This is a genomic window from Achromobacter sp. GW823-FHT04E03, from assembly GCF_058796095.1.
This window is the reverse complement of the sequence record NZ_JBXAIJ010000001.1, coordinates 1980523-2006047: the sequence shown is the minus strand read 5'-3', so window position 1 is coordinate 2006047 and position 25525 is coordinate 1980523. Positions and strand designations below refer to the sequence as shown.

At 65.2% G+C, this 25525-nt stretch carries 21 protein-coding genes; 4 read left to right on the top strand and 17 right to left on the bottom strand.

Translation table 11 applies throughout. The features are described 5' to 3' along the window. Positions 1 to 15 precede the first annotated feature (15 nt). Genes AC1RHV_RS09355 through AC1RHV_RS09340 form a run of 4 tightly spaced genes read right to left on the bottom strand, consistent with a single transcriptional unit; the run spans position 16 to position 6342 of the window. The gene (locus tag AC1RHV_RS09355; protein ID WP_492300525.1) at positions 16 to 1974 is read right to left on the bottom strand and encodes a 3-hydroxyacyl-CoA dehydrogenase NAD-binding domain-containing protein; all 1959 of its coding nucleotides are present in this window, start codon (positions 1972 to 1974) and stop codon (positions 16 to 18) included. Continuing rightward, positions 1971 to 3266, bottom strand: a complete 1296-nt coding sequence (locus AC1RHV_RS09350) for an acetyl-CoA C-acetyltransferase (protein WP_492300523.1) — start codon at positions 3264 to 3266, stop codon at positions 1971 to 1973. The genes AC1RHV_RS09355 and AC1RHV_RS09350 overlap by 4 nt, the downstream gene beginning before the upstream one ends. Positions 3267 to 3280: 14 nt before the next feature. Further along, positions 3281 to 5629, bottom strand: coding sequence for an acyl-CoA dehydrogenase (locus AC1RHV_RS09345; protein WP_492300521.1), 2349 nt, complete (start codon positions 5627 to 5629; stop codon positions 3281 to 3283). 47 nt (positions 5630 to 5676) lie between these two features. Continuing rightward, entirely contained in the window at positions 5677 to 6342 is a 666-nt protein-coding gene (locus AC1RHV_RS09340; protein ID WP_119450031.1) for a TetR/AcrR family transcriptional regulator, read from the bottom strand. A 387-nt stretch (positions 6343 to 6729) separates the two neighbouring features. Here AC1RHV_RS09340 and AC1RHV_RS09335 point away from each other — a divergent pair, with 387 nt between their 5' ends. From AC1RHV_RS09335 to AC1RHV_RS09325, 3 genes are all read left to right on the top strand, one after another. Next, positions 6730 to 8334, top strand: coding sequence for a glucosamine inositolphosphorylceramide transferase family protein (locus AC1RHV_RS09335; RefSeq protein WP_054453093.1), 1605 nt, complete (start codon positions 6730 to 6732; stop codon positions 8332 to 8334). 564 nt (positions 8335 to 8898) lie between these two features. Further along, a complete protein-coding gene (locus tag AC1RHV_RS09330) occupies positions 8899 to 9651 on the top strand; it encodes a response regulator transcription factor (protein ID WP_054453091.1) in 753 nt (250 codons plus the stop codon). 360 nt (positions 9652 to 10011) lie between these two features. Continuing rightward, entirely contained in the window at positions 10012 to 10677 is a 666-nt protein-coding gene (locus AC1RHV_RS09325) for a response regulator transcription factor (RefSeq protein WP_054453089.1), read from the top strand. 151 nt (positions 10678 to 10828) lie between these two features. Here the strand turns inward: AC1RHV_RS09325 and AC1RHV_RS09320 are convergent, their stop codons facing one another. Genes AC1RHV_RS09320 through AC1RHV_RS09260 form a run of 13 tightly spaced genes read right to left on the bottom strand, consistent with a single transcriptional unit; the run spans position 10829 to position 24085 of the window. Beyond that, a complete protein-coding gene (locus AC1RHV_RS09320; RefSeq protein WP_054453686.1) occupies positions 10829 to 12085 on the bottom strand; it encodes a glycosyltransferase WbuB in 1257 nt (418 codons plus the stop codon). Further along, on the bottom strand, positions 12082 to 12642 hold the full coding sequence (locus tag AC1RHV_RS09315; RefSeq protein ID WP_054453087.1) for a putative colanic acid biosynthesis acetyltransferase: 561 nt from the start codon (positions 12640 to 12642) through the stop codon (positions 12082 to 12084). The genes AC1RHV_RS09320 and AC1RHV_RS09315 overlap by 4 nt, the downstream gene beginning before the upstream one ends. Next, positions 12639 to 13526 carry a glycosyltransferase family 2 protein gene (locus tag AC1RHV_RS09310; protein WP_054453084.1) on the bottom strand — a complete coding sequence of 296 codons (888 nt, stop codon included), beginning with the start codon at positions 13524 to 13526 and terminating at the stop codon, positions 12639 to 12641. The genes AC1RHV_RS09315 and AC1RHV_RS09310 overlap by 4 nt, the downstream gene beginning before the upstream one ends. 13 nt (positions 13527 to 13539) lie before the next feature. Continuing rightward, positions 13540 to 14670, bottom strand: coding sequence for a glycosyltransferase (locus tag AC1RHV_RS09305; protein WP_175163884.1), 1131 nt, complete (start codon positions 14668 to 14670; stop codon positions 13540 to 13542). Further along, complete coding sequence (locus AC1RHV_RS09300; RefSeq protein WP_054453079.1) at positions 14663 to 15958, bottom strand: O-antigen ligase family protein; 1296 nt, start codon at positions 15956 to 15958, stop codon at positions 14663 to 14665. Before AC1RHV_RS09300 ends, AC1RHV_RS09305 begins: the two co-directional genes overlap by 8 nt. A 27-nt stretch (positions 15959 to 15985) precedes the next feature. Beyond that, positions 15986 to 16888, bottom strand: a complete 903-nt coding sequence (locus tag AC1RHV_RS09295; RefSeq protein WP_054453076.1) for a glycosyltransferase family 2 protein — start codon at positions 16886 to 16888, stop codon at positions 15986 to 15988. Positions 16889 to 16908: 20 nt separating this feature from the next. After that, positions 16909 to 18225, bottom strand: coding sequence for an oligosaccharide flippase family protein (locus tag AC1RHV_RS09290; RefSeq protein ID WP_119450029.1), 1317 nt, complete (start codon positions 18223 to 18225; stop codon positions 16909 to 16911). 38 nt (positions 18226 to 18263) lie between these two features. Then, entirely contained in the window at positions 18264 to 19217 is a 954-nt protein-coding gene (locus tag AC1RHV_RS09285; protein ID WP_054453071.1) for a GDP-L-fucose synthase family protein, read from the bottom strand. A 6-nt stretch (positions 19218 to 19223) separates the two neighbouring features. Further along, positions 19224 to 20333: a GDP-mannose 4,6-dehydratase gene (gene gmd, locus AC1RHV_RS09280; protein WP_054453069.1), complete on the bottom strand. Its 1110-nt coding sequence runs from the start codon at positions 20331 to 20333 to the stop codon at positions 19224 to 19226. Between the two features lie 10 nt (positions 20334 to 20343). After that, positions 20344 to 20706 (bottom strand): VanZ family protein, encoded by a 363-nt coding sequence (locus AC1RHV_RS09275; RefSeq protein ID WP_054453684.1) that lies wholly within the window; start codon positions 20704 to 20706, stop codon positions 20344 to 20346. 34 nt (positions 20707 to 20740) lie between these two features. Continuing rightward, a complete protein-coding gene (locus AC1RHV_RS09270) occupies positions 20741 to 22171 on the bottom strand; it encodes a mannose-1-phosphate guanylyltransferase/mannose-6-phosphate isomerase (RefSeq protein WP_054453067.1) in 1431 nt (476 codons plus the stop codon). A gap of 5 nt (positions 22172 to 22176) precedes the next feature. Next, positions 22177 to 22629, bottom strand: a complete 453-nt coding sequence (locus AC1RHV_RS09265; RefSeq protein ID WP_054453683.1) for a GDP-mannose mannosyl hydrolase — start codon at positions 22627 to 22629, stop codon at positions 22177 to 22179. A 46-nt stretch (positions 22630 to 22675) separates the two neighbouring features. Then, positions 22676 to 24085, bottom strand: coding sequence for an undecaprenyl-phosphate glucose phosphotransferase (locus AC1RHV_RS09260; RefSeq protein WP_125471884.1), 1410 nt, complete (start codon positions 24083 to 24085; stop codon positions 22676 to 22678). Between the two features lie 242 nt (positions 24086 to 24327). On the opposite strand from AC1RHV_RS09260, the gene AC1RHV_RS09255 reads away from it, so the two are divergent. Then, positions 24328 to 25464 (top strand): polysaccharide biosynthesis/export family protein, encoded by a 1137-nt coding sequence (locus AC1RHV_RS09255; protein ID WP_313387935.1) that lies wholly within the window; start codon positions 24328 to 24330, stop codon positions 25462 to 25464. Positions 25465 to 25525: the final 61 nt, after the last annotated feature.

Here is a 25525-nt window from a genome sequence, read left to right as displayed (position 1 = left end):
TAGGTTGTACAGGTCCTAATCGGCCTCAGCCGGTCTTATACTCCGCACCGCGTTGCTGCTTTGGTAATGCAAGGGACCGCCCGTGAATGGCGCGAACCCCGTTCCGAAAATCACGCCCGCGTCGGCCAGGTCGGCGTCGGCGACGATGCCCGCATCCACGCGCTGGCGCGTGGCGTCGATCAGCGGTTGTATCAGGCGCTGCGCCAATCCGGCGGGCGCGCCGGACTGGCTGGCGCCCTTGACCGGTTTGCCGTCGCGCCAGGCGTAGAAGCCGCGGCCGCTTTTCTTGCCCAGGTCGCCGCGCGCCAGGCGCTCGGCCAGGCAGCGCGGCGGCTCGGCGCCGCCAGCAAGTTCCGCGCCCGCCGCACGGGCAATATCCAACCCCACGGTATCGGCCAGCTCCAGCGGCCCCATCGGCATGCCGAATGCGACCATGGCCGCGTCCACGGCTTCGGGCGCCAGGCCCTCGTCCACGCTGCGCATGGCCTGCAGCATGTAGGGCGCCAGCACGGCGTTGACCAGGAAGCCCGGCGCGCTCTTGACCGGCAGCGCCAGCTTGTCGATCTGACCGACGAAGGCGCAGGCGCGGGCTTGCGCCTCGTCCGAGTCGCCGTCGGCGTGCACGACCTCCACCAGCGGCATCTTGGCCACGGGATTGAAGAAGTGGATGCCAACCAGCCGTTGGGGCTGCGCCAGATCCGCGCGCAAGGTCTCCAGCGACAGGCTGGAGGTGTTGGTGGCGAGCAGCGCATCGGCCTTCATGCGCGGCTCCAGGGCGCGGTAGAGCACGCGCTTGGCTTCGGGCTGTTCGCTGATGGCTTCGATGACGATGTCGGCCAGCGGCACGCCGCCGCCTGCGGGATCCGGCACCAGGCGGTCGAACGCCGCGCGCGCGAGTCGCGGATCCTTCAGGCGGCGCGAGAACAGCTGGGCGGCGCGCTTGATGGCGGGCGCGATGCGCGCCACGTCCTGGTCCTGCAAGGTGACCGTCATGCCCTTGAGCGCGCACCAGGCCGCGATGTCGCCGCCCATCACGCCGGCGCCGACCACGTGCACGTGGCGCGCGGGGGCAATGCCGGCCTGCTTGCCGTTGGCCTTCAGCCGTTCCTGCAGGCGGAACACCCGCAGCAGGTTGCGGGCGGTGTCGGAGGAAATGATGCGCTCGATCAGCGCAGGCGCCTGCAAGGCGTTGCCGCCGTGCTTTTCCCAGATCTCGACGATGGCGGGCGCGGCCGGATAGTGGCCCAGGGGATCCTTGGCCGCGATCTGCTTGCGGGCGCGGTTGGCGACGATGGCCTTGAGCGGCCAGCGGTTGGCCCAGGCGCCGAAGCCACGCGCGCGGCGTGGCGCCTTGCGCGACAGCACGGTCTGGCGCGCGGCGGCCAGCAGCAGGCGGGGCGGCACGCGCGCGTCCGCCAGGCCCAGCGCCGCAGCGCGGCGCGCGTCGGCGCCTCGGCCGGTCAGCATCATGTCCAGCGCGGCCGGTGCGCCGATCAGCCGCGGCAGGCGCAGCATGCCGCCCCAGCCGGGAAAGATGCCGAGCATGACTTCGGGCAAGGCGAGCGACGTGCCCGGCTGGTCCGCCACCAGGCGGTAGCGGCAGGCCAGCGCGAGTTCGAGGCCGCCGCCCAGGCAGTGGCCCTGGATCAGGGCCAGCGTGGGATAGCGCACCGCGGCCAGTCGGTTGAACAGGTCCCATCCGCGCGCCACCAGCGCGCGTGCCTGCTCGGGCGTGTCCAGGCTGGCGAATTCATTGACGTCAGCGCCCACGACAAAGCCCGTGGATTTGCCAGACCGGATCACCAGGCCCGCGGGCGGGGCCGCGTCCAGCGCGTCCAGCACCACCGCAAGTTCGTTCATGGTGTCGGCGGACAAGGCATTGACCGCGCTGCCGGCGCGGTCGAAGGTCAGCCACGCCAGGCCGTCGGCATCGCGCTCCAGGCGCCAGTGCGCAAGCGTGTCGATAGTCGTCATGAGCGGTCCTCGTCCAGGGTTTCGACCAGCATCGCGCCGCCTTGGCCGCCGCCGATGCAGATGGCCGCCATGCCGCGCCTGGCGCCGCGGCGCTTGAGGGCCGCCAGCAGGTGCAGCACGATGCGGGCGCCGGAAGCGCCCACGGGATGCCCGATGGCGATCGCGCCGCCATCGACGTTGAGCCGGGCCGGGTCGAGGTCGCCCCAGGCCGGCGTGCCGAAGTGTTCCTGGCAATAGGCATCGTCGCGCCAGGCCGCCAGGCAGCCTAACACCTGGGCGGCGAAGGCCTCGTTGATTTCCCACAAGTCCAGGTCATTGAGGCCCAGCCCGTGGCGCTGCAGGATGGGCGTGGCCGCATGCACCGGCCCCAGGCCCATCTGCGCGGGATCGAGGCCGGCCCATTGGCTGTCGAGGATGCGGCCCAGCGGCCGCAGGTTCCATTTGCGCACCGCTTCCTCTGAAGCGAGGACCAGCATGGCGGCGCCGTCGGTGACTTGCGAGCTGTTGCCCGCGGTGATGTTGCCCCAGGGCTTGTCGAAGACGGGTTTGAGCTTGGCGAGCTTCTCGGGAGTGGAGTCGTCGCGCACGCCGTCGTCATCGGGATACAGCTTGCCCTGCGTGTCGATCAGCGGCGAGATCTCGCCAAGGGCGCCGGCCGCGCGGGCCGCCAGCGCGCGCGCATGGCTCTGCGCCGCGTAGGCGTCCATCGCGGCGCGGTCGATGCCGAAGCGGGTCGCGACGTTCTCGGCAGTCTGCCCCATGGACAGGCCGACCACCGGGTCGGTCAGACCCTTGAGCAGACCGATGACGGGCGCAAGATTGCGCAGACGGAAACGGCCCAGCGCCGCGAGCTTGGCACCCGCGCCGCGCGCGGCATACCAGCTGGCCAGCCAACGTACCATCTCGTCCGAATACAGCACCGGCGCGCGCGACAGCGCATCCGTGCCGCCGGCCAGCACCAGCTCCGAACGGCCGGACTGGATGTTGGCCACCGCCGAATCCAGCGCTTGCATGCCCGAGGCGCAATTACGCATGACGGTCCAGCCTGGCACCTTGTTGCCGCAGCCCAGGCGCAGCGCGATCACGCGGCCGATGTTCACTTCGTCGGGCGAAGGCGCGGCGCAACCCACGATGACCTCGTCCAGGTCGGTGGGCGCATAGGGCTGGCGCAGCAGCAGGGCGCGTCCCGCCTGCACGGCGAGATCGCCGGCGGAGAAGGGGCCCGGGCCGGTGCGCGCCTTCAGGAAAGGCGTGCGGGCGCCGTCGACGACGTAAACCGGTTTGAATGCCATCCGATTCCTCCTGTTCAGGCGGCCCTGCGTTCGGCGGCGGGGCTGCCCTGGTCCGCGGCGCGCAAATCAAAGGGGAAATCATCCACTTTCACCACCGTGTCGCGCAAGCGGTTGCGGCGTTTCACCACTGCATATTCTTCGGCGGTGATGCCGCCGATGGCGAAGGCGGCATCGGCGATATCGCGCACGTTGGCCTGTGGATTGCCGTCAAGCGCGCCGCGCTTTTCGAGTTCGCGGATCTTGGCTTCGATGGGCTCGGCATCCAGTGTGGCGGCCAGCGCCAGCTCGATCGCGCCCACCGGATCGGCCTCGGTCGCGGGCAGGTGGCAGCCGGCGGTCAGGCGGTCGCGCGTCGCGCTGGGATTGATCAGCAATCGCGCCACGTCCTGGCCCAACTGGTCCGAGGGCAGGGCTTGCGTGCGGCCCCAGGGGAAGACCAGGCGGCGCAGGCTCCAGGCCACGAAACGGTTGGGGTAGTTGTCCAGCACGCCTTCGACGGCTTCCTGCAGCTTGTACAGCGCGTCCTGGATGGACCAGTGCGCCAGCGGCGCGTCGGCCGCCTGGCGGCCTTCGTCTTCGAAGCGCTTGAGCGTGGCGCTGATCAGGTACATCTGCGACAGCACATCGCCCAGGCGCGCCGACAGGCGCTCGCGGCGCTTGAGGCTGCCGCCCAGTACCAGCATCGAGGTGTCCGCCAGCAGCGCGAAGGCGGCACTGTAGCGGCTGAGCAGCTGGTAGTAGCGCTTCATCTCGGGAGCGACATCGGCGTTGACGCCGACCCAGCGCGCGCCCGTGAGCGCCGTGCCCAGCGCGCGCAGCTTGTTCTTCGCGACGAAGCCCACGTGGCCCCAGAAGGCGCGGTCGAAATCGTCCAGGCCCTGCTTGCGGTCGGACGATTGCGCGGCCTGCATTTCAGCCAGCACGTAGGGATGGCAGCGGATCGCGCCCTGGCCGAAGATGATCAGGCTGCGCGTGAGGATGTTGGCCCCTTCCACCGTGATGCCGATCGGAATCTGCTGGTAGGCGCGGCCCAGGAAGTTGGACGGGCCCAGGCAGATGCCCTTGCCGCCGATGACGTCCATGCCGTCGTTGACGACCTGGCGCGCGCGTTCGGTCACGTGGTACTTGACGATGGCGGACACCACCGATGGCTTTTCGCCCAGGTCCACCGCGCCTGCCGTCATGCTGCGCGCGGCGTCCATCATGTAGGTGTTGCCGCCGATGCGCGCCAGCGCTTCCTCCACGCCTTCGAACTTGCCGACGGGCGTGCGGAACTGGCTGCGCACGCGCGCATAGCCGCCCACCGCCCGGGTCGTCAGCTTGGACATGCCGGTGTTGGAGGAGGGCAGCGAGATCGAGCGTCCCGCCGCCAGGCATTCCATCAGCATGCGCCAGCCCTGGCCGGCCATGGCAGGACCGCCGATGATGAAATCCAGCGGCATGAAGACGTCCGCGCCGCGCGTGGGGCCGTTCATGAACATGGCGTTCAGCGGGAAATGGCGGCGGCCGGTGTCCACGCCCGGATGGTCGTGCGGCACCAGCGCGCAAGTGATGCCGAGGTCTTTCGCGCCGCCCAGCAGGCCGTCGGGATCGTACAGGCGGAACGCCAGGCCCAACAGGGTGCACACAGGCGCCAGCGTGATGTAGCGCTTGTCCCAGGTGACCCTCATGCCTATCACTTCGCGGCCCTGCCATTCGCCCTTGCAGACGATGCCGCTGTCGGGGATGGCGGCGGCGTCGGAGCCGGCCCAGGGGCTGGTCAACGCGAAGGCGGGCACTTCCTCGCCGCGCGCTAGGCGCGGCAGGTAGTGGTTCTTCTGGTCGTCGGTGCCGTAGTGCAGCAGCAGTTCGGCGGGGCCGAGCGAGTTGGGCACCATGACTGAAACCGCCAGCGCCGACGAGCGCGTGGACAGCTTGGTCACGATTTCGGAATGGGCATAGGCCGAGAACCCCAGGCCGCCGTATTCCTTGGGAATGATCATGCCCAGGAAGCCCTGGGTCTTCAGGTAGCTCCAGACCTCGGCCGGCAGGTCGTGGCTTTCCTGCGTGACATGCCAGTCGTTGACCATGCGGCAGGCCTCTTCGGCCTGGACGTCGAGGAAACGCTGCTCGTCATCGTTCAGGCGCGGGCGGGGATAGGCCAGCAGGCGGCTCCAGTCGGGCCGGCCGCGGAACAGTTCGCCTTCCCACCACACCGTACCGGCCTCCAGCGCATCGCGCTCGGTGTCCGACATCTGCGGCAGCACCTTGCGGTACAGGTTGAAGATCGGCGCCGACAAAAGGGCGCGGCGGATCGGACGTACGCCCAGCAAGACCGCCGCCAGGAGCGCGACGATGACCAGAGCGTAGATGACTGCGTTCATTTTCTTGTCTCCGTGGAGGTTCTGTTCCGTCTGCGGGCGCTTGGCGTTCAGGGCACGTGCGGCAGGGGCGAGCGCAGGCCGCCGAGCAGAAAGCTCATCAGGCGCGGCAGCAGCAGGTTGGGGTTATCCGGTTGTTCGGCGTCGTCGATGGTCCAGCCCGTGACCGAGCGCAACAGGTCGGTGCCGATGATGGCGTACGAGGTGGCGCCCAGCATGAACTGGAAGCGCCACATGATTTCCGCGCGGGGCACGTCGGGCAGGGCTGCGAACAGCGCGTTGCGGTAGCGCTCCAGCACATCCGCGTACTCCTCCGCGAACAGCGCGCGGATGAAGTCGGAGGGATCCGTCATGGTGCGTTCGAGCAGCGGCAGGAAGGTGCTGCCGGCCTGCGCGGGATCGGCCGCCAGGCGCAGCAGCGTGCCGAAAAAGGCGTCCACGATCTGCGACGGCTTCAGGGGCCTGCCTTCGGCTTGCGCCTCCAGCTCATCCAAAAGTCGCAAGCGCTCGCGGTTCAGCACTTCAAGGCGACGTTTGAGCACCGCCTGCACGAGTGACTCCTTGGAGCCGAAGTGATAGTTCACCGACGCCAGATTGACGCCGGCGGCCGCGGTGATCTGGCGCATCGAGGTGCCATCGTGTCCTTGTTGGGCAAACAAGGCCTCGGCGGTGTCCAGGATGGATTCACGGGTGAGGGACGGTCTGATTTCTTGCATAAGGTTGAATTCAAACGTTCGTTTAAAAACAATTATGCGTGAGAGATGGCTGAGACGCGAGCCTCGGCTATCCCCAATAGGGTTTACCACTAGCGGGCCGCAAGTCCCGCGTTCAGGACCGGCCGGATTCTCGCCAATCTCCACCAGAGGGATGACGAAACTCATGCGGAGGGAGTAACGATTTCCTAGTGTTTGCGCATGACCTTGAGCCTTTCGTCCTCGGACTGCCGACCTAGGATGAATGTGGTCTGGAAGGGAGGCGCAAAACCCCGCAGTATCAGCGCGAGGAGTTGAATCTGTCGCGCCCCTGAATACGCAATGACAGGCCCTAGTCCGTTCGCCGTAACGGACGGAAGGCCGACAAGCCCTGGCACAGGAGCAGGAGAAATGAAAACCTACAGAGTGGGACTGCTGGTCGACGGGTACGAGCAACCCGGCTGGATGCATGAGATGGTGGATTGGCTCACGCATAGCCAGGATTTTGAAGTCGCTGCTTTGCTGGTGATGAGTGAGGAGGGCGGCGAGAAAGCGCCCCGGTTGGGTGCGCGCGCGTTGTTTGGCGCCTTGTCGCGCCTGGAAGCGCGGCTGCTGCCGGCAAAGCAGCGGCAGGCGCTTGCGTGCCGCGACATGCGGGAAAGCGTGTCATCGGATACGGCTGCCGTCCTGTCGTTGACGCCTGGCATGCCCGCGGCCGAGGTGCAAAGCCAGGTTGCGGCGCTGGGCCTGGACCTGGTCATCACGCTGGGCGCATCGCCGGCCACCCGCGAACAAATGGCGGGCTGGGCGCGGCTGGGCGTATGGCAACTGAGTTATTCGGATATTGCGGTGGCGACCAGCCGCTATGCCGGCTTCTGGGAGGTCTATCAGCGTGAAGATCACACCACGGTGAAGCTCTGGCGCGTGGGGCCGCGGGAGGACCAGGACGAATTGCTGGACCAGCGCAGTTTCAACACCGAAGTGTTCTGGTTGAAGAATCAGGCGCGCGCGTTCAGCCTGGGCAATTTCATGGTGTACGACGCGCTGCAGGCGCTGGCCCGCGTCAAGCAAGGCGTTGCGCCGCCGGGCATGCAGATCATGAGCGGCTTGCGGCGCGAGGATCCGGTGGAGTGGGATAGCGCCGCATATATTGCGCGTCAGGCCTGGTTAATGTCGGATTTGATTGTGCGGCGCGTCATGAAACGCAATGTGCGCTGGCGGATAGGCATGTTTCCTTCTGCCCGGCAGCAGGCGGTGGTATCCGAGGCCATGGTATTGCAGCCGCCCAAGGGCAGATTCTTCGCGGATCCGTTTGTATATACCCAGGATAAAAAGCCGTATATATTTTTCGAGGATTACGATTTTACCTCCCGCAAGGGCACGATCTCGGTTGCGACCTACTCCGACGGGGCTTTCCGCCTGCTGGGCACGGCCCTGAACCTGCCCTACCATCTGTCATTCCCATATATATTCGAGCACGAAGGCGTCACCTACATGGTGCCGGAGACCTGCGGCAATCGCAGTATAGAGCTCTGGAAATGCACCGATTTTCCGCTCAAATGGGAGCTTGATGTAAATTTGATGACTAATATATCCGCCGTCGATACCATTATTTTCAAACACGGCGAATATTGGTGGTTATTAACCAATATCGATCGGACCGACGGTCAAAGCCATTGCGACGAATTATTCGCTTTCTTTTCGGATTCGCCGCGCTCGACCGAGTGGACGCCGCATGCCTGCAACCCCATCGTGCGCAACCCGATGCGGGCCCGCAACGCCGGAATCGTTGTGTCGCCTGGCGGAGAGGTGATCCGCTGCGCCCAGTACCAGGGCTTCTGCCACTACGGCAAGGGCGTGTCGTTGAACCGGATAGAGGAACTAACGCCGTCCACCTATGTGGAAACGGACGGCGAAATCCACTACGCGAGCTTCCTGAGAAAACGTCATGCTTCGATGCACCATTGGCATCATCAGGGCGGGCATACGGTATTTGACTTCGCCTATATGGAGTAAATCGTGCCGGAAACGCAAAAATAAAAATGTTACCTATATTTCGATTACGAGAAAGACGCACGGGCTTGATGTGTCCGCGGAAACATATAGACAGTTATTGTCCTGATTCCGGAACTTCCAGGCCGCGCCCGGCGGATGCCGCGGCGCGGCTTTTTTACGCCTGTAACAGCGGCCTGCCTTAGCCTGCGACCCGCGCCCGACCTGCATCTTCCATAGGGAAAGCGCAAGCTCCTCATGGGGAATTCCTGGTGAAAACCCTAGCGCCGGAATGGATGAGATGCGCGTCTCGTCCAGATTTACGATGATGATTAAGGCTAACGAATGATTTCTGTTTTTGTCGGATTATATCGAGCCGAAACGTCTTGATTTTGACAATTTCGAACCATAAGATGGGTCCATGCCATCCGTTATGTTGGCTACCAAAGTCTCCCAGCCCAAATGCTCCGGTTCAGCTTCATTAGATATTCCGGAATATTGCGGACTCGCATCGCAGGGTTGGAAAAAAAATAGTCTTCAGCACAGCGAAGATCCCTTCTAGGCCCGTCGAAAAACCGGGAGGACACCATGGCCAAGATGGTCCTGATTGAAGCCCATCCGCTCCTGCGGTTGGGGTTGTGGCAGATTCTGAGCAAGTTGGATGATGTGTGGGAAATCGAGGGGATGGGTTTGGCTGACATCTCCAAGGCGGACGGCGTGCACGCGGGCGCCGACCTGTTGATCTATGGATTGCCGGTGGATACCGACGAAGCGTGGAGCGCGCTGCATGAAATCCAGCGCGTGCTCACGCCCAAGCGGATCCTGCTGCTGACGGACGTCATGCCCCTGCCCATGCCGGTACAAGGGTTGCCCGGGGCAAGCGTCTACGGTTGCCTCATGAAGACGGCATCGGTGGAAATCCTTGAAGCGGCCATCCGCCTGGTCATGGCGGGAGGGCAATGCTTCCCCAGCGAACAGGCATTGCAGGCTCCCGCGCAAACGGTCTGCGCCTTGCCGGCCAGGGATGCCGACGATGCCGCTGCCAGCAAGGGTTCCATGCCCGTCAGCGCCGGCGCGCAGCTGCTGCAGATCACGCCGCGGCAATACGAAGTGCTGGTGTTGCTGGCGCGCGGCTATCCGATCAAGACGGTCAGCAGGATGTTGAACATTTCGGTGGCCACGGCCAAAACGCATGCGTGCACGCTTTACCAGCGCTTGCATGTGAAGAACAAGGGCGAAGCCGTATACGCGGCGCTGCAGCGTGGCGCGACCTTGGAATGGCATGAACCGAACGGCAGGGATGTGGATGCCGGGCAGCTTTATGGGCGCAAGCTCGGGTAGCCGGGATTGGTTTGCGCGGCCTGCCCGGCAGCCTGGAACAAAGGCGTTCCGTTGCTGCCGGGAGCGCGCATAGCCATCATGGCTAATTCATACACAGCAGTATCCGCGGTCGCAGTGCTGCTGCATTCCTCCACCAATCATCCTCCTGAACGAGATTCAGCGAACGTAGCCGCTGATAGCATGGGTTGTGTCCGCAAGACTGGATCGAGAAGGCGAACAACTCCGCCTCGCCATCGCGATTCCGTGCCGCGGACGAGATTCCCGTGAGGTCGGTGACGCCAGCAGCCTGCCGTTGCAGCAATGATGCGCCAGCGTCATGGGAACCGTGTATGGGCCATGCGTCACAAGGTTCCCCCCGGGATGACAACCGTACTGATCGAAGACTACGCTCTGCTCCGTGTCGCGATCCAGCATGTGCTGGAGCGTGCGCGGAACACCGACGACATTCTGGCCATCTCGCCAGCCCAATTGCTCACCATGTCCAGTTCGATCAACCGCCCAGTGGAGTTGCTGGTGATGGGTTGCAGCGGTCTGGCCGAGCAGGACGTCGGACTCCTGTCCCAATCGATGGCGTTCTTCATGCCGCGGCTGGTGCTGGTGCTTTATTCGGTGCTGGACCCGGGCGTCATGGCGGCGTGTGCGCGGGCAGGCGTCGCGGGCTACATGCCCAAGGCCTCCAGCCCCGATGCGCTGGCGGCGGCGGTCAGCCTCGTCATGGCGGGCGGCGAATGCTATCCGCAGCCCGCGGCCCGACCTCAGGGCGCCTCGCATCCGCCAACCCAGGAGCTGAGGGAGCTGACCCAACGGCAGGAAGAGATCCTGCAATTGCTGGTGCAGGGCAAGACCATGCGGGAGATCGGCCAGCAGGTCGGCATCTCGGTGGCCACCGTGAAGAGCCACGCGCGCACGCTGTACTGGAAGCTGAACGCGCGTAACCAGGCCGAGGCAGCCTACATCGCGGTGCAGATGGGACTGGTCAGAAGCGGCAACGGCGCAGCGCCCGCCAAGCACGACCCAGACGCGTAGGATGGGTCAAGCGCGAGAGACTTGATGCAAGAGCATCGGTCTCGAGTGCGCGTAACCCGTCGCCAACCGCCAAGAGAAAATTGAACTCATCGCAACGTTGACGGCCTGCGCGCAGCAGATGCGGCAGGCTTGTGCGGCGCCGTACGGACGTTCAAACGCCCGCGCCGCGGGCCGCATGTTTGCCCTTGGCCGCTATCAGCGCTTCGAATTCCTGTTCCGCGGCAGCCAGTACGCTGTCCACATGCAGATGCGTCTGCGCATACTGGCGCGCCGCGGCGCCCAGGGTTTCGCGGATCTGCGCGTTGTAGCTGAGCTTGCGCACCGCCTCGGCCATGGCCGCTCCGTCTTCCGGCGGCGTCAGCAGGCCGCAGCGCGCGACCACGCCGGCCAGCTCGGTGCCGGGCGAGGCACCGCACACCACGGGCCGGCCGCTGGCCAGCATGCCAGTCAGCTTGGACGGCATCACCAGGTCGGCGGCGCCGGCGCGTTGGGGCAGCAGATGGATGTCGGCGGTATTGAGCAATTCGCCCAGGCGTTCGGCAGGCTGCAGGTCCAGGAAGACGACGCGGGCCAGGCCCTCGCATTGCTGCTGCAGCGGCGCGCGTTCAGGACCCTGGCCGCAGAAGACGAACCACAGGCGCGTCTCGCGGCTGAGCCTGCGGGCCACGTCGGCCAGGGTCTGCAGGCCCTGCTTGCCGCCCATGTTGCCTGAATAAAGCGCAACGATCGCGTCGTGCGGAATGCCCAGTTCGGCGCGGTAGTTGCCGCCGCCGGCGCGCGGCGCAATCGCATCGACATCGATCCAGTTGGGCAGCAGCACCGCGCGGCCCGGGTCCACGCCCTTGGCCCGCGCCAGGTCCAGCATGCGGCTGGATATGGTCGACACGCGGTCGAAGCGGCGCATCAGCCAGCGTTCGGCCCTGAGCACCATGGCGCGCAGGCCGGCGCCCTTGAGCAGCCCCAGCTCGAACGCGGCGTCCACTTCATAGTCCTGGATGTGCAGCCAGGCGCGGGCGCCGCAAAGCCGCGCCGCCAGCCAGGCGGCGGGCGCGCAGAAGAGCGCGGGCTCCACCACCAGGATGATGTCCGGCCGCCCGGCGGCCGCGCGCAACAGCGAGGGCAGGCTGGACAGGGCGAAGCTGGCCAGGTGGATCAGGCGCTTGAGGCCGCCCGGCCGTCCGGGAACCCAGAGCGGCGCGCGGCGTACGGTGACGCCGCGCAGGGTTTCCTTGCGGTAACGGCTGGCGCGATAGCCTTCGTGCACCTGCCACTGCGGATAGTAGGGCGGGGCCGTCACCACGCTGACTTCGTGGCCGCGCGCGGCCAGCCATTCGGCCAGTTCGGCGCTGTATTTGCCGATGCCGGTGAGTTCGGGCGCGTAGTTGATGCCGTAGATGAGGATCTTCATGCCGGGCCAGCCTGGCGCGGGCGGATCGGACGGCATGGGTTGCCGTGGCACACCATGGCGGGCGGCATGTTGCGGAACACCGAGCTGCGTGCGCCGATCACGGCTTCACGCCCGACGGTCACGCCGGGGCCGATGAACACGTCGGTCGCCACCCACGCGCCGTCCTCGATGCGCACGGCGCGTTCGCGCAAGGGAAAGTCGGGTTGCGCCGCATCGTGGTCTGCAGCGCAGAGGTAGCTGCGCTGCGACACCACGGCGTGGGCGCCGATGTGGATGGGACCCAGGCTGTAGATGACCGCGTCGTCCCCAATCCAGGCGTAGTCGCCGATTTCGACCTTCCATGGATAGGTCACGGTGGCGGTGGGCCGGATCAGCACCTTGCGGCCGACCCGTGCGCCAAAGCACCGCAGCAGCCAGCGGCGAAAGCCATAGGCAACTTGCGGCGACCAGCGGAACAGCGTCGCCTGCACCGTCCACCAGAGCTGCACCGTCAGGGCGGAGCGGCCGCGCTGGCCGGGCGCCAGCGCAAAACGGTCGAGCTGTTGCAGGGCGCTCATTTGGCGGCTCCCGCCACGGCGTCGTCACGCGCCGCGGCGGCGCTGGCCTGCCGCGCCTTCTGGATCTCTTCGGTCTTGATGCGGATCTGCCAGTAGTACATGGCGCGCGCCACCGCGTAGTCGTAGCCCGCCTTGCCGTCCAGGAAGCCCAGGCGGAACACGTAGGAATGCAGGAACGAGATGGGCGCCTTGAACGGCATGGCCTGGAAGATGCGCTTGAGCAGGGCGCGCGCGCCCACGTTGGCCTCGCGCGGATCGTTCATCAGGCCCTTGGTGCGCAGGTTCGCTTCCCAATCGGAATAGCGGTTGTGCTTGTCGAAGTAGTGGAACAGCGAATCATGGTCGTTGTGCACCATGCGCTGGCGCAGGGCGAAGGTTTCGCCTTCGACCTGCGGCTGGTAATGGCCTTCGACCTCCCACATATGCGCCACGTCGAGATCGTCGTAGTCCAGGAAGCGCGAGCGGTCGCGCGCCAACAGGGCCAGCTTGTACACGCGGTGGCCGTGTTCCAGCTTCTTGCCGCAGAAGACGTAATCGAACGGCACGAAGGCGCCGCCCGCGCCCGCCGCGAAGCGCGGCAGGGCTTCGCGTATTTCCGCGGCCAGGCCGGGCGTCATCTCTTCGTCCGCGTCCACGTACAGCACCACGGGGTGCGAAAACGGCAGCTGTTCCAGGCACCACTGCTTCTTCTTGGGATACTTGCCGTTCCACTGGAAGTTCGAGACCTTGGCGCCCAGCGCCGTCGCCATCGCGCAGGTCGCGTCGGTGCTGTTGGAGTCCACCACGAATACTTCGTCGAATTCGACCAGCGCCTTCAGGCACTTGTTGATGTTGCGTTCCTCGTTCTTCGTCATGACGACGACCGATACCGGTATCTTCTGCATGATGCTGTCCTGTTCAGGGCGTGCCGCGCTGCATCAGCGGGCGGAAGAGGGCGATGACGTTGCGGCAGTGCCGTTCCAGCGAAAAGGCGTCGGCGCGTTCCGGGCCTTGCTCGGCAAACCGTTCACGCATCTCCGCGTCATAGGCCAGGCGGCGCACCGCCTCGGCCAGGGCTGCGGCGTCGCCCACCGGAACCAGCAGGCCGTAGCGGCCGGAATCCAGGATTTCAGCCGGGCCATGGGGACAGTCGGTGGAAATGACCGGCACGCCCAGGCACAGCGCTTCCACCAGCACATTGCCGAAGCTCTCGCGCAGGGAGGTCAGGGCGAATGCGCCGGCGCCCGCAATCACCGGGAACGGGTTGTCGATATGGCCCGCCAGGGTGACCGGGCTGCGCGAGCCGCGCTCATCGATGCGTTTTTGCAGGGCGGCATGCTCGGATCCTTCGCCCAGGATGGTGAAGCGGATGCCGGGGTCATCCAGCAATGCGGCCGCGTCGATCAGCGTCGCGTAATCCTTCACTGCTTCGAGCCGGCCCACGGCCACCACATGGTAGGGGGCGGGCTGCGCGGGGTCGTCGCCGCCGCGGCCGCCCTGTGCGCGCACATTTTCCAGCGGCACGCCGTTGTAGATGGTGTGGACCTTGCCGCGCAGCGGCGGAAACATGCTGACCAGGTCTTCCTTGACGCCGCGCGACACGCCCACCACCGCATCGTGGCGCCGGTAGGTCTGGCTGACCAGCCAGCATTTCAGGCGCCGCATGCGCGAGGCTCCGTAGTGGATGGCCGGGCTGCTGTGTTCGAAGGCGACGGTGGCGAACTTGCCGCGCAGCAGCTTCTTGGCCGCCACGACCAGCATGTTGCACAAGAGGCCGTGCGAGCAGACGATGGCGGGCTGGTCGCGCCGGATCTGCATGAGCAGCTTGAAAAAGGCCACGGGCAGCATCAGCCGCAGCGCGGTCGGGGATTCGTTGACAGGGAGCGCCCGGGTCACCTTCGGATTGGATACGGGATACTCGCGGATGCGCGAACGCAGCAGGAACAAGGCGGAATCCACCCCTTGTTCCGGCAAGGCATCCACGATGAAGGCGACACATCTTCCTACGCCGCCGTGCAGGTCTGGCGCGACAAACAAGACATCAGGCATGTGGGATCACTCTAGTTGGCGTCCGGCGCGCAACGTCCGGGCGGTGGCTGGGGGCGGATGTCGTTCTTTGTTCTGGCACGGGCATGATCTGGGCATTGCGCATGAGCGACAGGCAATAGCACAGCAGGAACCCGGTGAAGGCGGTCTTGGGCGCATAGGCCAGGCCGCCGGAAAGCGAGTCGATGAAGATATAGATCGGCGCGGTGGCAAGCAGGTATCGCCGGTGCAGCTCCAGGCCCGGATGCGCATATCGTCGCAACAGCGTGAGCAGCAGAATGAGCACGGGCGGAAGCATGATCATGATGGTGCCGACCACCCCGAATTTCATCAGGTAGAAGGCCCAGGAGTTGTGGGCGAAGGTGCTCAGCTCGAAGCCGTTCTCGCCCATGACCCAGCTGCGAAAGCCCGCGCCCTTGCCGAACACCGGACTCTCCGCGAAGAAGTCCATTTGCCCCTGCATTTCCTGGACGCGCGCGCCGTAGCTGGAGTCCTCGTCCAGGCGCTCGACGCTGAAGATGCGATTGGTGAGCACGTCCAGGTAGCCGATCGCGGCGAAGACCAGCACCCCGGCGACTGCCGCCGGCGCAAAGACCAGCACGGCGCGGCGCCGGATCTCGGGACCCGCGCCCAACAGCACGGCGATGAAGACCGAGATCGCCAGCTGCAGGTATTGGCTGCGGTTCAGCGAGAACACCAGGGCCAGCAGCATATAGACCGTCAGCGCGTAAGCCTTGGGTCCGGAAACGTTGAGCGTGCGCCGGAAGTACAGCAGAGACACCACGCCGAACGGAATGGCCCATACGCCCAGCCGCACGTTGCGCAGCGGATTCGCCACGCTGAAGCCTTGCAGCTGTTCGGCCAACATCAGCGTGGCCACGGCCAGGCAGGCCGCCACGATGTATTTCTGCAGCACCGCGTAGGCGGCCGGGCTGTCGATGTCCTTGTAGCAAAGAAAGGGCGTGCACAGAAAATAGAACACGATGCGCAGGTCCCGCGCGACATCGCCGGTCTCGATGCCGGGATGATGCAGCGACACCAGAAGCAGATAGATCACCGACACGCACTGGATACCCAGCAGCATGCCCAGCATGCCGCGGGGCAGCGCATAGGCCGCGGGATCCGCGAGCCGCAGCATCTTGACCACCAGCATGGCGACGAACAGGAAATCGAAGGGCGACAGCTTGAAGCTGCCGACGCCCAGGACGAAGTGATCGTCGTTCAGGGCCAGCGCCGTGAAGGCGAACATGCCCAGCAGATGCAGGGTCGATAAGCGGCGGTGCGTGGTCATTGTGGCTCTTCCCGGTATGGACAGGCGCTAGTGCGAAGCCCAGTCGTCTCGTCCGAAAATCCTGGTGGTCAGCTTTTCGAACAGATAGGACAGGTCGCCCTGCCGTGCGTGGGCGGCCACCTTGGACGCCCGGCACGACAGTTCGAACAGCTTTCCCAGGCCCGGCTCCGTGCGGCGGATGCGCGAGACGATCTGCTCGCGCTCTTCGAGCAGCACGTCCTGCATCAGCGCCGTCTTGGTTTCGTCATGGGCGGTGTACACGCCCATTGCGTCCGGGACGATCAGGTTCTTGCCTTCGCGCAGCAGCCGGCTCCACAGCTCCAGGTCCATGCAGTAGCGCATGCTCTCCTGCAGGAGCCCGTACTTCTGCAGCAGGTCGCGGCGGAAGATCGCGGACTGGTTCGGGATGGACGCCTTCACCACCGTCAGCGTGCCGCGGTTGACCGGCGTGTAATGGATCTTGCGGAAGATCTTGTTGTCGGCGTCCGCCACGAACAGGTTGCCGCTGACGATGGGCGCGCGTCCCTTGGAGGCGGCCGCGCCCAGCTTGCGCAAGGCGCCGGGGAAGTACAGGTCGTCGGAGTTTTGCCAGCCCACATAGTCGCCGGTGGCGCGTTCGAAGCCCTTGTTGATGGCATGCGACTGGCCGCGGTCGGGCGTGCTCTCCCAGTACGTCAGGTAGCGCTCATACTTGCGGATGATGTCCACGCTGCCGTCGGTGGAGCCGCCGTCGATGATGATGTACTCCAGCCGCGGATAGCCCTGGTTCAGCACGGACAGGATGGTGCGCTCCAGGAAGCGGGCCTGGTTGAACGAGGGGGTAACGATGGTCACTTTCGGCAACAGGCTGCCGGCAATCGGCGCCGGCGGCCGCAACTCGCGGACGAAGTCGATGAGCTGACGTGAATACTCGTTATGACGCTTGCGCATGTAGGACCTCAGCATATGAGTTAACGGGTGGCCGCAGGCAAGGCGCCCGGAAATTCTGGGCGGGATTGACGGATGGCGAGGGCCACGCCGGCCAGCGTGATCGCCGCGTAGGCCATGCGGCCCCATGCCGCGGCGTGTTCCCCCGCCGCGTGTACCAGTCCCGCCATGACGCACAGCATCGCCAGGCCGCCCAGGCCGTTCAGGATGGCGACGGCGCGTGAATTGCCCAGGCCCAGCAGGGAAAAGTGCGCAGCGGCGTTCAAGGACAGCAGCCCGGAGGCCACGATCAGCAACTGGAAGGTGCCCAGATGGCCGCTGGCGACGTTGTCCCCCAGCAGCAGGTTCAGAAGCGGATGACTGACCGCCAGCACCGCCAGCGTGGCGCTGGCCGACAGAGCCAGGTTCCACAGCATCATGCGGCGGATCTCGCGTTCGACGGCGCCCGGATAGGGCGGCGAAACCGACAGGCGGGTGACGCGCGGCATGGCCTTCTGGAAGATCGCGACCGACGCGGTATGGATGATCTGGCCGACCTGCACGCCGACCGTGTAGATGGCCAGCGCTGCCGGGCCCATGAGACTGCCGACCAGCACCCTGTCCACCGAACCGAAGGCCAGGGCGCTCAGGCTGTTCAGCCAGGACCAGCGGGAGAAACGGAAGGCGTCCATCATGGCGGCGCGGTCGCGCACCGGGCGCACCAGGACGCGTCCATAGGTGCGCGCGAATACGCGCATCTTCACGCTGCCCGCGATCAGGAGTCCCAGCGCCTGCGCCAGGCCGGTCCAGGTGGGGGAGGCCGTCAGCCAGGCCGTGGCGCAAGCCAGCCCCATCGTGCCGGTGCGGCTGAAGACCTCGCACAGCGCCGTGGCGCGGAAGTCTTCACGCCCTTTCAGGCATCCGGAAAACAGTTGGTCATATTGCTGCGTCAGGTAGATGGCCAGCGCGGGCATGGCAAGCATCGTCACCGCCACGCCGCCGAAGGTGGCCGCCGGCCAGCCCAGGCCCACCACTCCCCACAGCAGCACTGCGGCCAGGGTCACGACCCCCAGCGCGCAGCCGATCAGCGACATGCTTACGCCGGCTGCGCGATAGGCGCCGCCCGGTTCGTGCATGCGCTCGGAAACCAGCTTGGTCGCCGTCACCGCCGCGCCCAGGTTGGCGGCATTGCCGAAGCCGGCCAGGGCGATGATCATCGAGTACTGGCCGAAGCCCACCGTTCCCAGCTGCCGGAACAGGATGGGCAAGGCCACCAGCGCCGCGACGGGGCCGATGCCATACTCCACCAGCCCCCAGAAGGAGGCATTGCCGGCGATGTGTTTCCTCAGGAATCCGAACATGGCTGGGGCCTGTGGGCATAGGGGTTCTGGCGAGGCCGTCAGGCCACGGGCAGCGCATGCTGGGTGCGTTCACGCAGGAAGTGCCCGTAGGCCAGCGTGATGCCATGCGTCAGTGAGATCTCCGGTTTCCAGCCCAGCGCCTGCATGCGGGCCGAGTCCATCAGCTTGCGCGGCGTGCCGTCGGGCTTGCTGCTGTCGTAGACGATGTTGCCCTCGTAGCCGACCACGCGGGCCACCAGCCTGGCCAGGTCGGCGATCGAGATGTCCTGCCCGGCGCCGATGTTGTAGATGCCTTCCGCCTGCGGATGCTCCATCAGCATGACGCAGGCCTGCGCCAGGTCGTCCACGTACAGGAACTCCCGCAGCGGCGCGCCGGTGCCCCAGATGCTCACGCTTTCCTGGCCAGATTCCCGCCCTTCGTGGAATTTGCGGATCAGCGCGGGCAGCACGTGGCTGCTTTGCAGGTCGTAGTTGTCATGCTGGCCATACAGATTGGTCGGCATGGCGCAGATGAAGCGCGCGCCGAATTCGCGCTGATAGGCCTCGCACAGCTTCAGGCCCGCGATCTTGGCGATGGCGTAGGGCTCGTTGGTCGCCTCCAGCGGCCCCGTCAGCAAGGCGTCCTCGCGGATCGGCTGAGGAGCTTCGCGCGGATAGATGCATGACGAACCCAGAAACAGCAGCTTGCGCACGCCGGCCGCATACGCGGCGCGGATCACGTTGCACTGGATCATCAGGTTCTTGTACAGGAACTCCACCGGATGCGTCTGGTTGGCGAGGATCCCGCCCACCTTGGCCGCGGCCAGGTACACCACGTCGACCGGCGTGGTCGAGAAGAAGCGGTTGACCTGATTCTGGTTTTCCAGATCCAGCTCTTCCCGGCCGCGGGTCAGCACGTTGCGGTACCCGCGGCGTTGCAGCTCGCGGGTGATCGCGGCGCCCACCATGCCGCGGTGGCCGGCGACGAAGACGCGTTGCTCCAGGTTCGTCATGTCGTGCTACTCCTTGTAGGCGTAGATTTCGTAGCCGTTCTGCTCGACCAGCGCATCGCGCCGGGCGTCGCGCAGATCGCTCTCGACCATTTCCTTGACCAGTTGCGCGAAGGAGGTGCGGGGCGACCACCCCAGCTTTTCGCGCGCCTTGGTCGGATCGCCCAGCAGGGTCTCCACTTCCGTCGGGCGGAAGTAGCGCGGATCCACCCGGACGATGACCTGGCCGGGCTTGACGTCATGGACCGGCGAGAACAGCACGGTGGCGGTCTCTTCCAGTCCTTCGCCCTCCCACGCCAGCAGGATGCCCAGCTCGCGCGCGGCGGTATTGATGAACTCGCGCACGCTGTATTGCATGCCGGTCGCGATGACGTAGTCCTCGGGCGTGTCCTGCTGCAGCATCAGCCATTGCATTTCGACGTAGTCGCGGGCGTGGCCCCAGTCGCGCAGGGCGGACAGGTTGCCCAGGTACAGGCATTCCTGCAGGCCGAGCACGATGCGGGCCAGGCCGCGGGTGATCTTGCGCGTGACGAAGGTCTCGCCGCGCTTGGGCGATTCGTGGTTGAACAGGATGCCGTTGCAGGCATACATGCCATAGGCTTCGCGGTAATTCACGCTGATCCAGTAGGCGTACAGCTTGGCCGCCGCATACGGGCTGCGCGGATAGAACGGCGTGGTTTCCTTTTGCGGCGTCTCTTGCACCAGGCCATACAGCTCGGAGGTGGAGGCCTGGTAGAAGCGGGCCTTGTTCTCCAGTTTCAGGATGCGGATGGCTTCCAGGAGACGCAGGGTGCCCAGGCCGTCGGCGTTGGCCGTGTATTCGGGTTCCTCGAACGAGACGCCGACATGGCTTTGGGCGGCCAGGTTGTAGATCTCGTCGGGCTGCACCGACTGCACGATGCGGATCAGGCTGCAAGAGTCGGTCATGTCGCCGTGATGCAGCACGAAATTGCGGGGCTGGTCATGCGGATCCTGGTACAGATGGTCGATCCGGGCGGTATTGAACAGCGAAGCACGCCGCTTGATGCCGTGGACCTCATAGCCCTTGGCCAGCAGAAACTCCGCCAGATAGGCCCCGTCTTGGCCAGTAACGCCGGTAATCAGTGCCCGTTTTGGCATGGTTGTATCCTTAAGACTTAGTGACTGCACGAAAGGAGCCGAAGGCTGCGGTACCAATGTGCAATGAGATTACTGTTGCACCAGCCGCTGAGATATCGGCCAAAAGGTCTAATAATTCAGCCTGTCGATAGGGAAAAAGGGACTGGATTGCTTCATCCAGCGCACCCAGCATGGCAATCGCCACCAAGGCCGTCAGCGCCGGGCGCCGGTTGACCGAGAAATAGATCAACGTGGTCAGGAAGGCGTAAGCCGCAAGATGCAGACGCTTGTCCCCAAAGGCGTCCGACATCTCGGCGGCCAGGCCCGGCAGGTTGCCTATCGTTACCAGTACGGCGAAGAACAGCCCGGCAAGCGGCAGGCAGATCCGGGCCATGCCCGGTCTGAAGAAGGGCGGGGGCACCTCTTTTTCAAACCCGGCCATACATGTCCTGGAATCTGACGATGTCGTCTTCACCCAGGTAGGCGCCCGATTGCACCTCGATGATTTCCAGCGGGATCTTTCCCGGGTTCTCCAGGCTGTGGATCTCGCCCAGCGGGATGTAGGTCGACTGGTTCTCGGTCAGCAGGTATTGCTTGTCGCCGTTGTAGATGCGCGCCGTGCCGGAAACCACGATCCAATGCTCGGCCCGGTGATGGTGCATCTGCGAGGAGAGGCGCGCGCCGGGCTTCACCGTGATGCGCTTGACCTGGTAGCGCGGACCCTGGCCGACCGAGTCGTAGGATCCCCAGGGCCGCTGCACTTCGCGGTGATGGTTCAGTTCCGAGCGGTGCTGCGTCTTGAAGATCTCGACCAGCCGCTTGACGTCCTGCGAGCGCGATTTGTGCGCCACCAGCACGGCGTCAGCGGTTTCGATCACGACGATGTCGTCCAGGCCCACCGAGGCCACCAGCCGGCTGGTGGAGTGGATCAGGCAGTTGCGCGAATCCTCCACCATGACGTCGCCGGTGGTGGAGTTGCCTTCCACCGTCTTCTGGGCGATACCCCAGACCGCGTCCCAGGCGCCCACATCGCTCCACGAGGCGGCTAGCGGGATGACCACGGCGCTGTCGGTGCGCTCCATGATGGCGTAGTCCATGGAATCGCTGGGGCAGGCCTCGAAGGACGGGCCGTCCAGGTGGAAAAGCGAATTCTCGCCATGTCCGATGGCCACCGCCGCCTGCACCTGTTCCAGCATCTTGGGCGCCAGGCGCGCCATTTCCGACAGGAATACCGAGGCCTGGAAGGCGAACATGCCGCTGTTCCAGTAATAGCCGCCATCGTCGATGAAGCGCTGCGCCACCTCGGGCGAGGGCTTTTCAACGAAGCGGCGCACGCGGCGGGCGGGGGCCATGACGCCGGGCTCGTCCGCCTGGATGTAGCCGTAGCCGCTGAGCGGCGCGGTGGGCGTGATGCCGAAGGTCACCAGGGCGCCTTGCAAGGCGGCCTTGTAGGCTTCGGCGAAGGCGGCGCGCAGTACCTCGCCGTCTTCCAGCACGTGGTCCGACGGCATGATCAGCATGACCGGGTCCTCGCCGTCGCGCATGGCGCGCAGGGTGGCCGCGGCGATTGCCGGCGCCGTGTTGCGCGCGAAAGGCTCCAGGATCACTTCCACGTCCTTGATGCCCAGCTCCAGCGCCTGCTCCGCCGCGATATAGCGGTGCGCGTCGTTGCAGACCAGGGTGGGCCGGGCCTGCGCATCCGCCGAACCCAGCCGCAGCAGGGTGTTCTGCAGCAGGCTGCGGTCATCGGTCAAACGGATGAACTGCTTGGGCAGCAGCTCGCGCGACAGCGGCCACAGGCGCGAGCCTGAACCGCCGCAGAGTATGACTGCCCGGTACGGGGGAGGGGGATTGGTCATGGCGCTCACTCCTTGAAGTAGGCCTGGGTGTAGGGGTGCACGCCGGGATCGGCGGCGAGGGCCTTCGCGGGCAGCCAGCGGTAGCTGCGGTGCTGGGCCTGGGGCAGGCTGGAAATGTCCAAAGAAAGCTCGGCCTCATAGGCGAGGACGACGTAGTGGGTGGAGCGTCCGGCTTCACCCGCAAAATTGGTGCCATAGAAGTGTTCGTACACGCCGCGCGGGGTCCAGGCCAGCTCGCTGACCGGGATGCCCAGTTCGTCGCGGGCGATGCGGCGCAGCGCGGCGTGCAGGGTCTCGTTCTTGCGGATCCGTCCGCCCGGCACGAACCAGGCGCCCTGGGCCGGGGGATTGGCCCGCAGGCCAGTCAGGTAGCGGCCCGCGGCATCGCGCAGCAGCAGGTCGATGGAAACCAGCGGCAACATCTCTACCGCCTGGCGGAACTCCGCCTGCGCCAGCAAGCCGTCGCGGGCCGCGGCCTTGCGTTGCTCGGGCCATCCCAAGGGTTTAGTAGACATTGCGGCCCGTCCATCCCGACAACGCCGTGCGGGCGATGATCTGCAGGTCCATCCTGAACGTCCAGTGCTGGATGTAGTAGATGTCGTACTCGACCCGGTCGCTCATCTTGCGCAGCGTGTCCGTCTGCCCGCGCAGGCCGTTGACCTGCGCCCAGCCCGTGATGCCCGGCTTGACGCGGTGGCGCATCATGTAGCGCTGCACCAGGTCCTTGTACATTTCGTTGTGTTCCAGCGCGTGCGGACGCGGACCCACCACCGACATGTCGCCCATCAGCACATTCAGGAACTGCGGCAGTTCGTCCAGGCTGGTACGCCTGAGGAAGCCGCCGATGCGCGTGACGCGGGCATCGTTGCGCGTGGCCTGGGTGACCACGCCATGCTCCTGATGCACTGTCATGGTGCGGAACTTGTAGACATGGAAGACCTTGCCGTCCACGCCCAGCCGAGGCTGGGTGAAGAACACCGGGCCGCGCGAAGTCGCCTTCACCAGGATCGCCACCGTCAGCATCACGGGCGACAGCCCGACCAGCGCGCAGAAGGCGAAGCCGCGGTCGAAGAGTTCCTTGGCCCAGCCTCGCACGCCGGCGGCCGGCAGGCTGTTGAGCTGTATGGCCGGCAGACCCAGGAATTCGCCGATGCGGTGCCCCAGCAGCTGGATCGACATGACATCGGGAATCCAGCGGATATCCACCAGGTCGTTGCGCAGGTGATAGAGGACTTCGCGCAGTTCCTGGCCCGCTTCCATCGGCAGCACGATCCAGATCTCGCGGACGTTGTGCTCATGCACGAAGCCATGCAGCTCGTCCAGGTCATGCAGGCGGCGGACTTGCGGCGGCAGGTTCTCATGGGGCTCGGCATAGATGCCCGCCACTTCGTAGCCCGCGCCGCGGTATTGCTCGACGCGGCGCCACAGGTCATGGCCCAGCGCGCCAAAGCCCACCAGCAGTACGCGCTTGCGGTCCAGCCCGCGGTCGCGCGCCGCGCCCAGGATCGCGTAGACCGCAATGCGTAAGCCGGCCAGCGTCAGCGCCGACATGCCGAACCACGTAGCCGCCCATATGCGCGATATCGCCGCGGTCTGGTGCATGAGAAAACTGATGCAGATGCCCAACGCGAACACCAGCGCCCAGGCCGCCAGGCTGCGCACGACCAGGTCGGTCAGCAGGCGGCCGCGCCAGGATACATAGAGGCGGAAGGCCGGGAATATGGCGACCACGCCCAGGCCGCACAGATACACAAGGAACAGATGGATCTGCGGAGGATCCGCCAAGGCATCGTCCGAGAATTTCAAGCCGGTGGCAGTCAGGCCGCAGGCGATCACGATCGCGGCATCGAGCAAGCGATAGAGATAGCTTGCTCCGCTGAATCTAGACGACGTGTCCGTTTGGGACGGGTCCATCGCGCACTCCTGTTCGTGGGGAGCCGCCGTGCGAAAGGCAAAGACAGTGCACCGCCGCAAAGCTTGTGGCTACCGACAAAATCTTATTGAGTGCGCAAGGCACCCGAAACCTCCAAACGATGTAGGAGAAGGCTTAGGACATCCGTCGAATGTGCGGGGCTAGGAAAAGAGAGTGGAATGTCGCAACCCGTTACGCATCGGGCTCACTCCAAGCAACGAAGTCATTCACAAGTGGATTTGCCATGACGACATTTTTCGGAACGTTGAGCCGAGGCATAGCAGCTATCGCGCTCGTGTCCTCGCTGGGCGCTTGCGCCTTGTCTCCCGGTATGACCTTTGACGCCAATCAACTTGCGGATCCGCTGGATCCGAACTCCAAGGCTGTAATCAAGGAAATCACGCCGTCGCTGGTGCTTGAAGACCAGCGCGCGCGCCAGGCATTGCTCGACAACGAAGGCGTCGACAAGCTCTACGGCAAGTCCGGGCCGTACCTGATCGGGCCCGGAGACATCCTCTCGATCGTAGTGTGGGATCACCCTGAACTCGTCCTTCCGACGCAAACCTACGCCATCGGGACTGGGGTAACGGAACTAGCCATTGGAGACACCGCCTCGGGCATTCCGGGCTATACGGTTTCATCCACTGGATATATCCAATTTCCCTATGCGGGATTGCTGAAAGTGGCCGGGTTGACGGAACTTCAGGCGCGCAATCTCATAGTGAATAGTTCGAGCAAGTACATCCAGGATCCGCAGATCACCGTACGCGTTCTGGGATATCGCAGCAAGCGTGTTTACGTCGATGGCGAAGTGAAGACGCCGGGCGCAATCGCGATCAACGATATCCCGATGACCCTGTTGGAAGCGATCAACAGGGCCGGAGGCATTCTGCCCACGGGCGATCGCAGCGCAGTCTACGTGATCCGTGACGGACGCCGTACTCGCGTGAACGTGCCTGCGCTGATCGAGCGTGGCCAAGACCTGAACCAGGTGCTGCTGAAGTCCGGCGACATCGTCAGGGTCACGCCGCGCGATGACAGCAAGGTGTTCGTGATGGGCGAGGTGACCTTGCCCACCGCGGCAGTGATGCGTGACGGACGCATGTCGTTGACCGAGGCGCTGGGCTTGGCCGGAGGACCGAACCAGCTGACCTCGAATCCGTCTCAAATATTCGTTGTGCGCAGCACTGAGCAAGCGACGCCGCTGGTGTTCCACCTGAACGCCGGATCGCCGCAGACTCTTGCGGTGGCGGAGAAGTTCGAGTTGCAACCCAAAGACGTGGTGTTCGTGGATACGGCGGCCCTGGTGCGGTGGAACCGCTTCATCAGCAATCTGTTCCCGAGCGCCCAGACCGTACAGACCGTGAAAGCCATAGATTAGTCCGCCTTAAACCACGCCTGGGGACGCCGCGACCGCGGCGGCGTCTTCTCTTGGAGAGCTG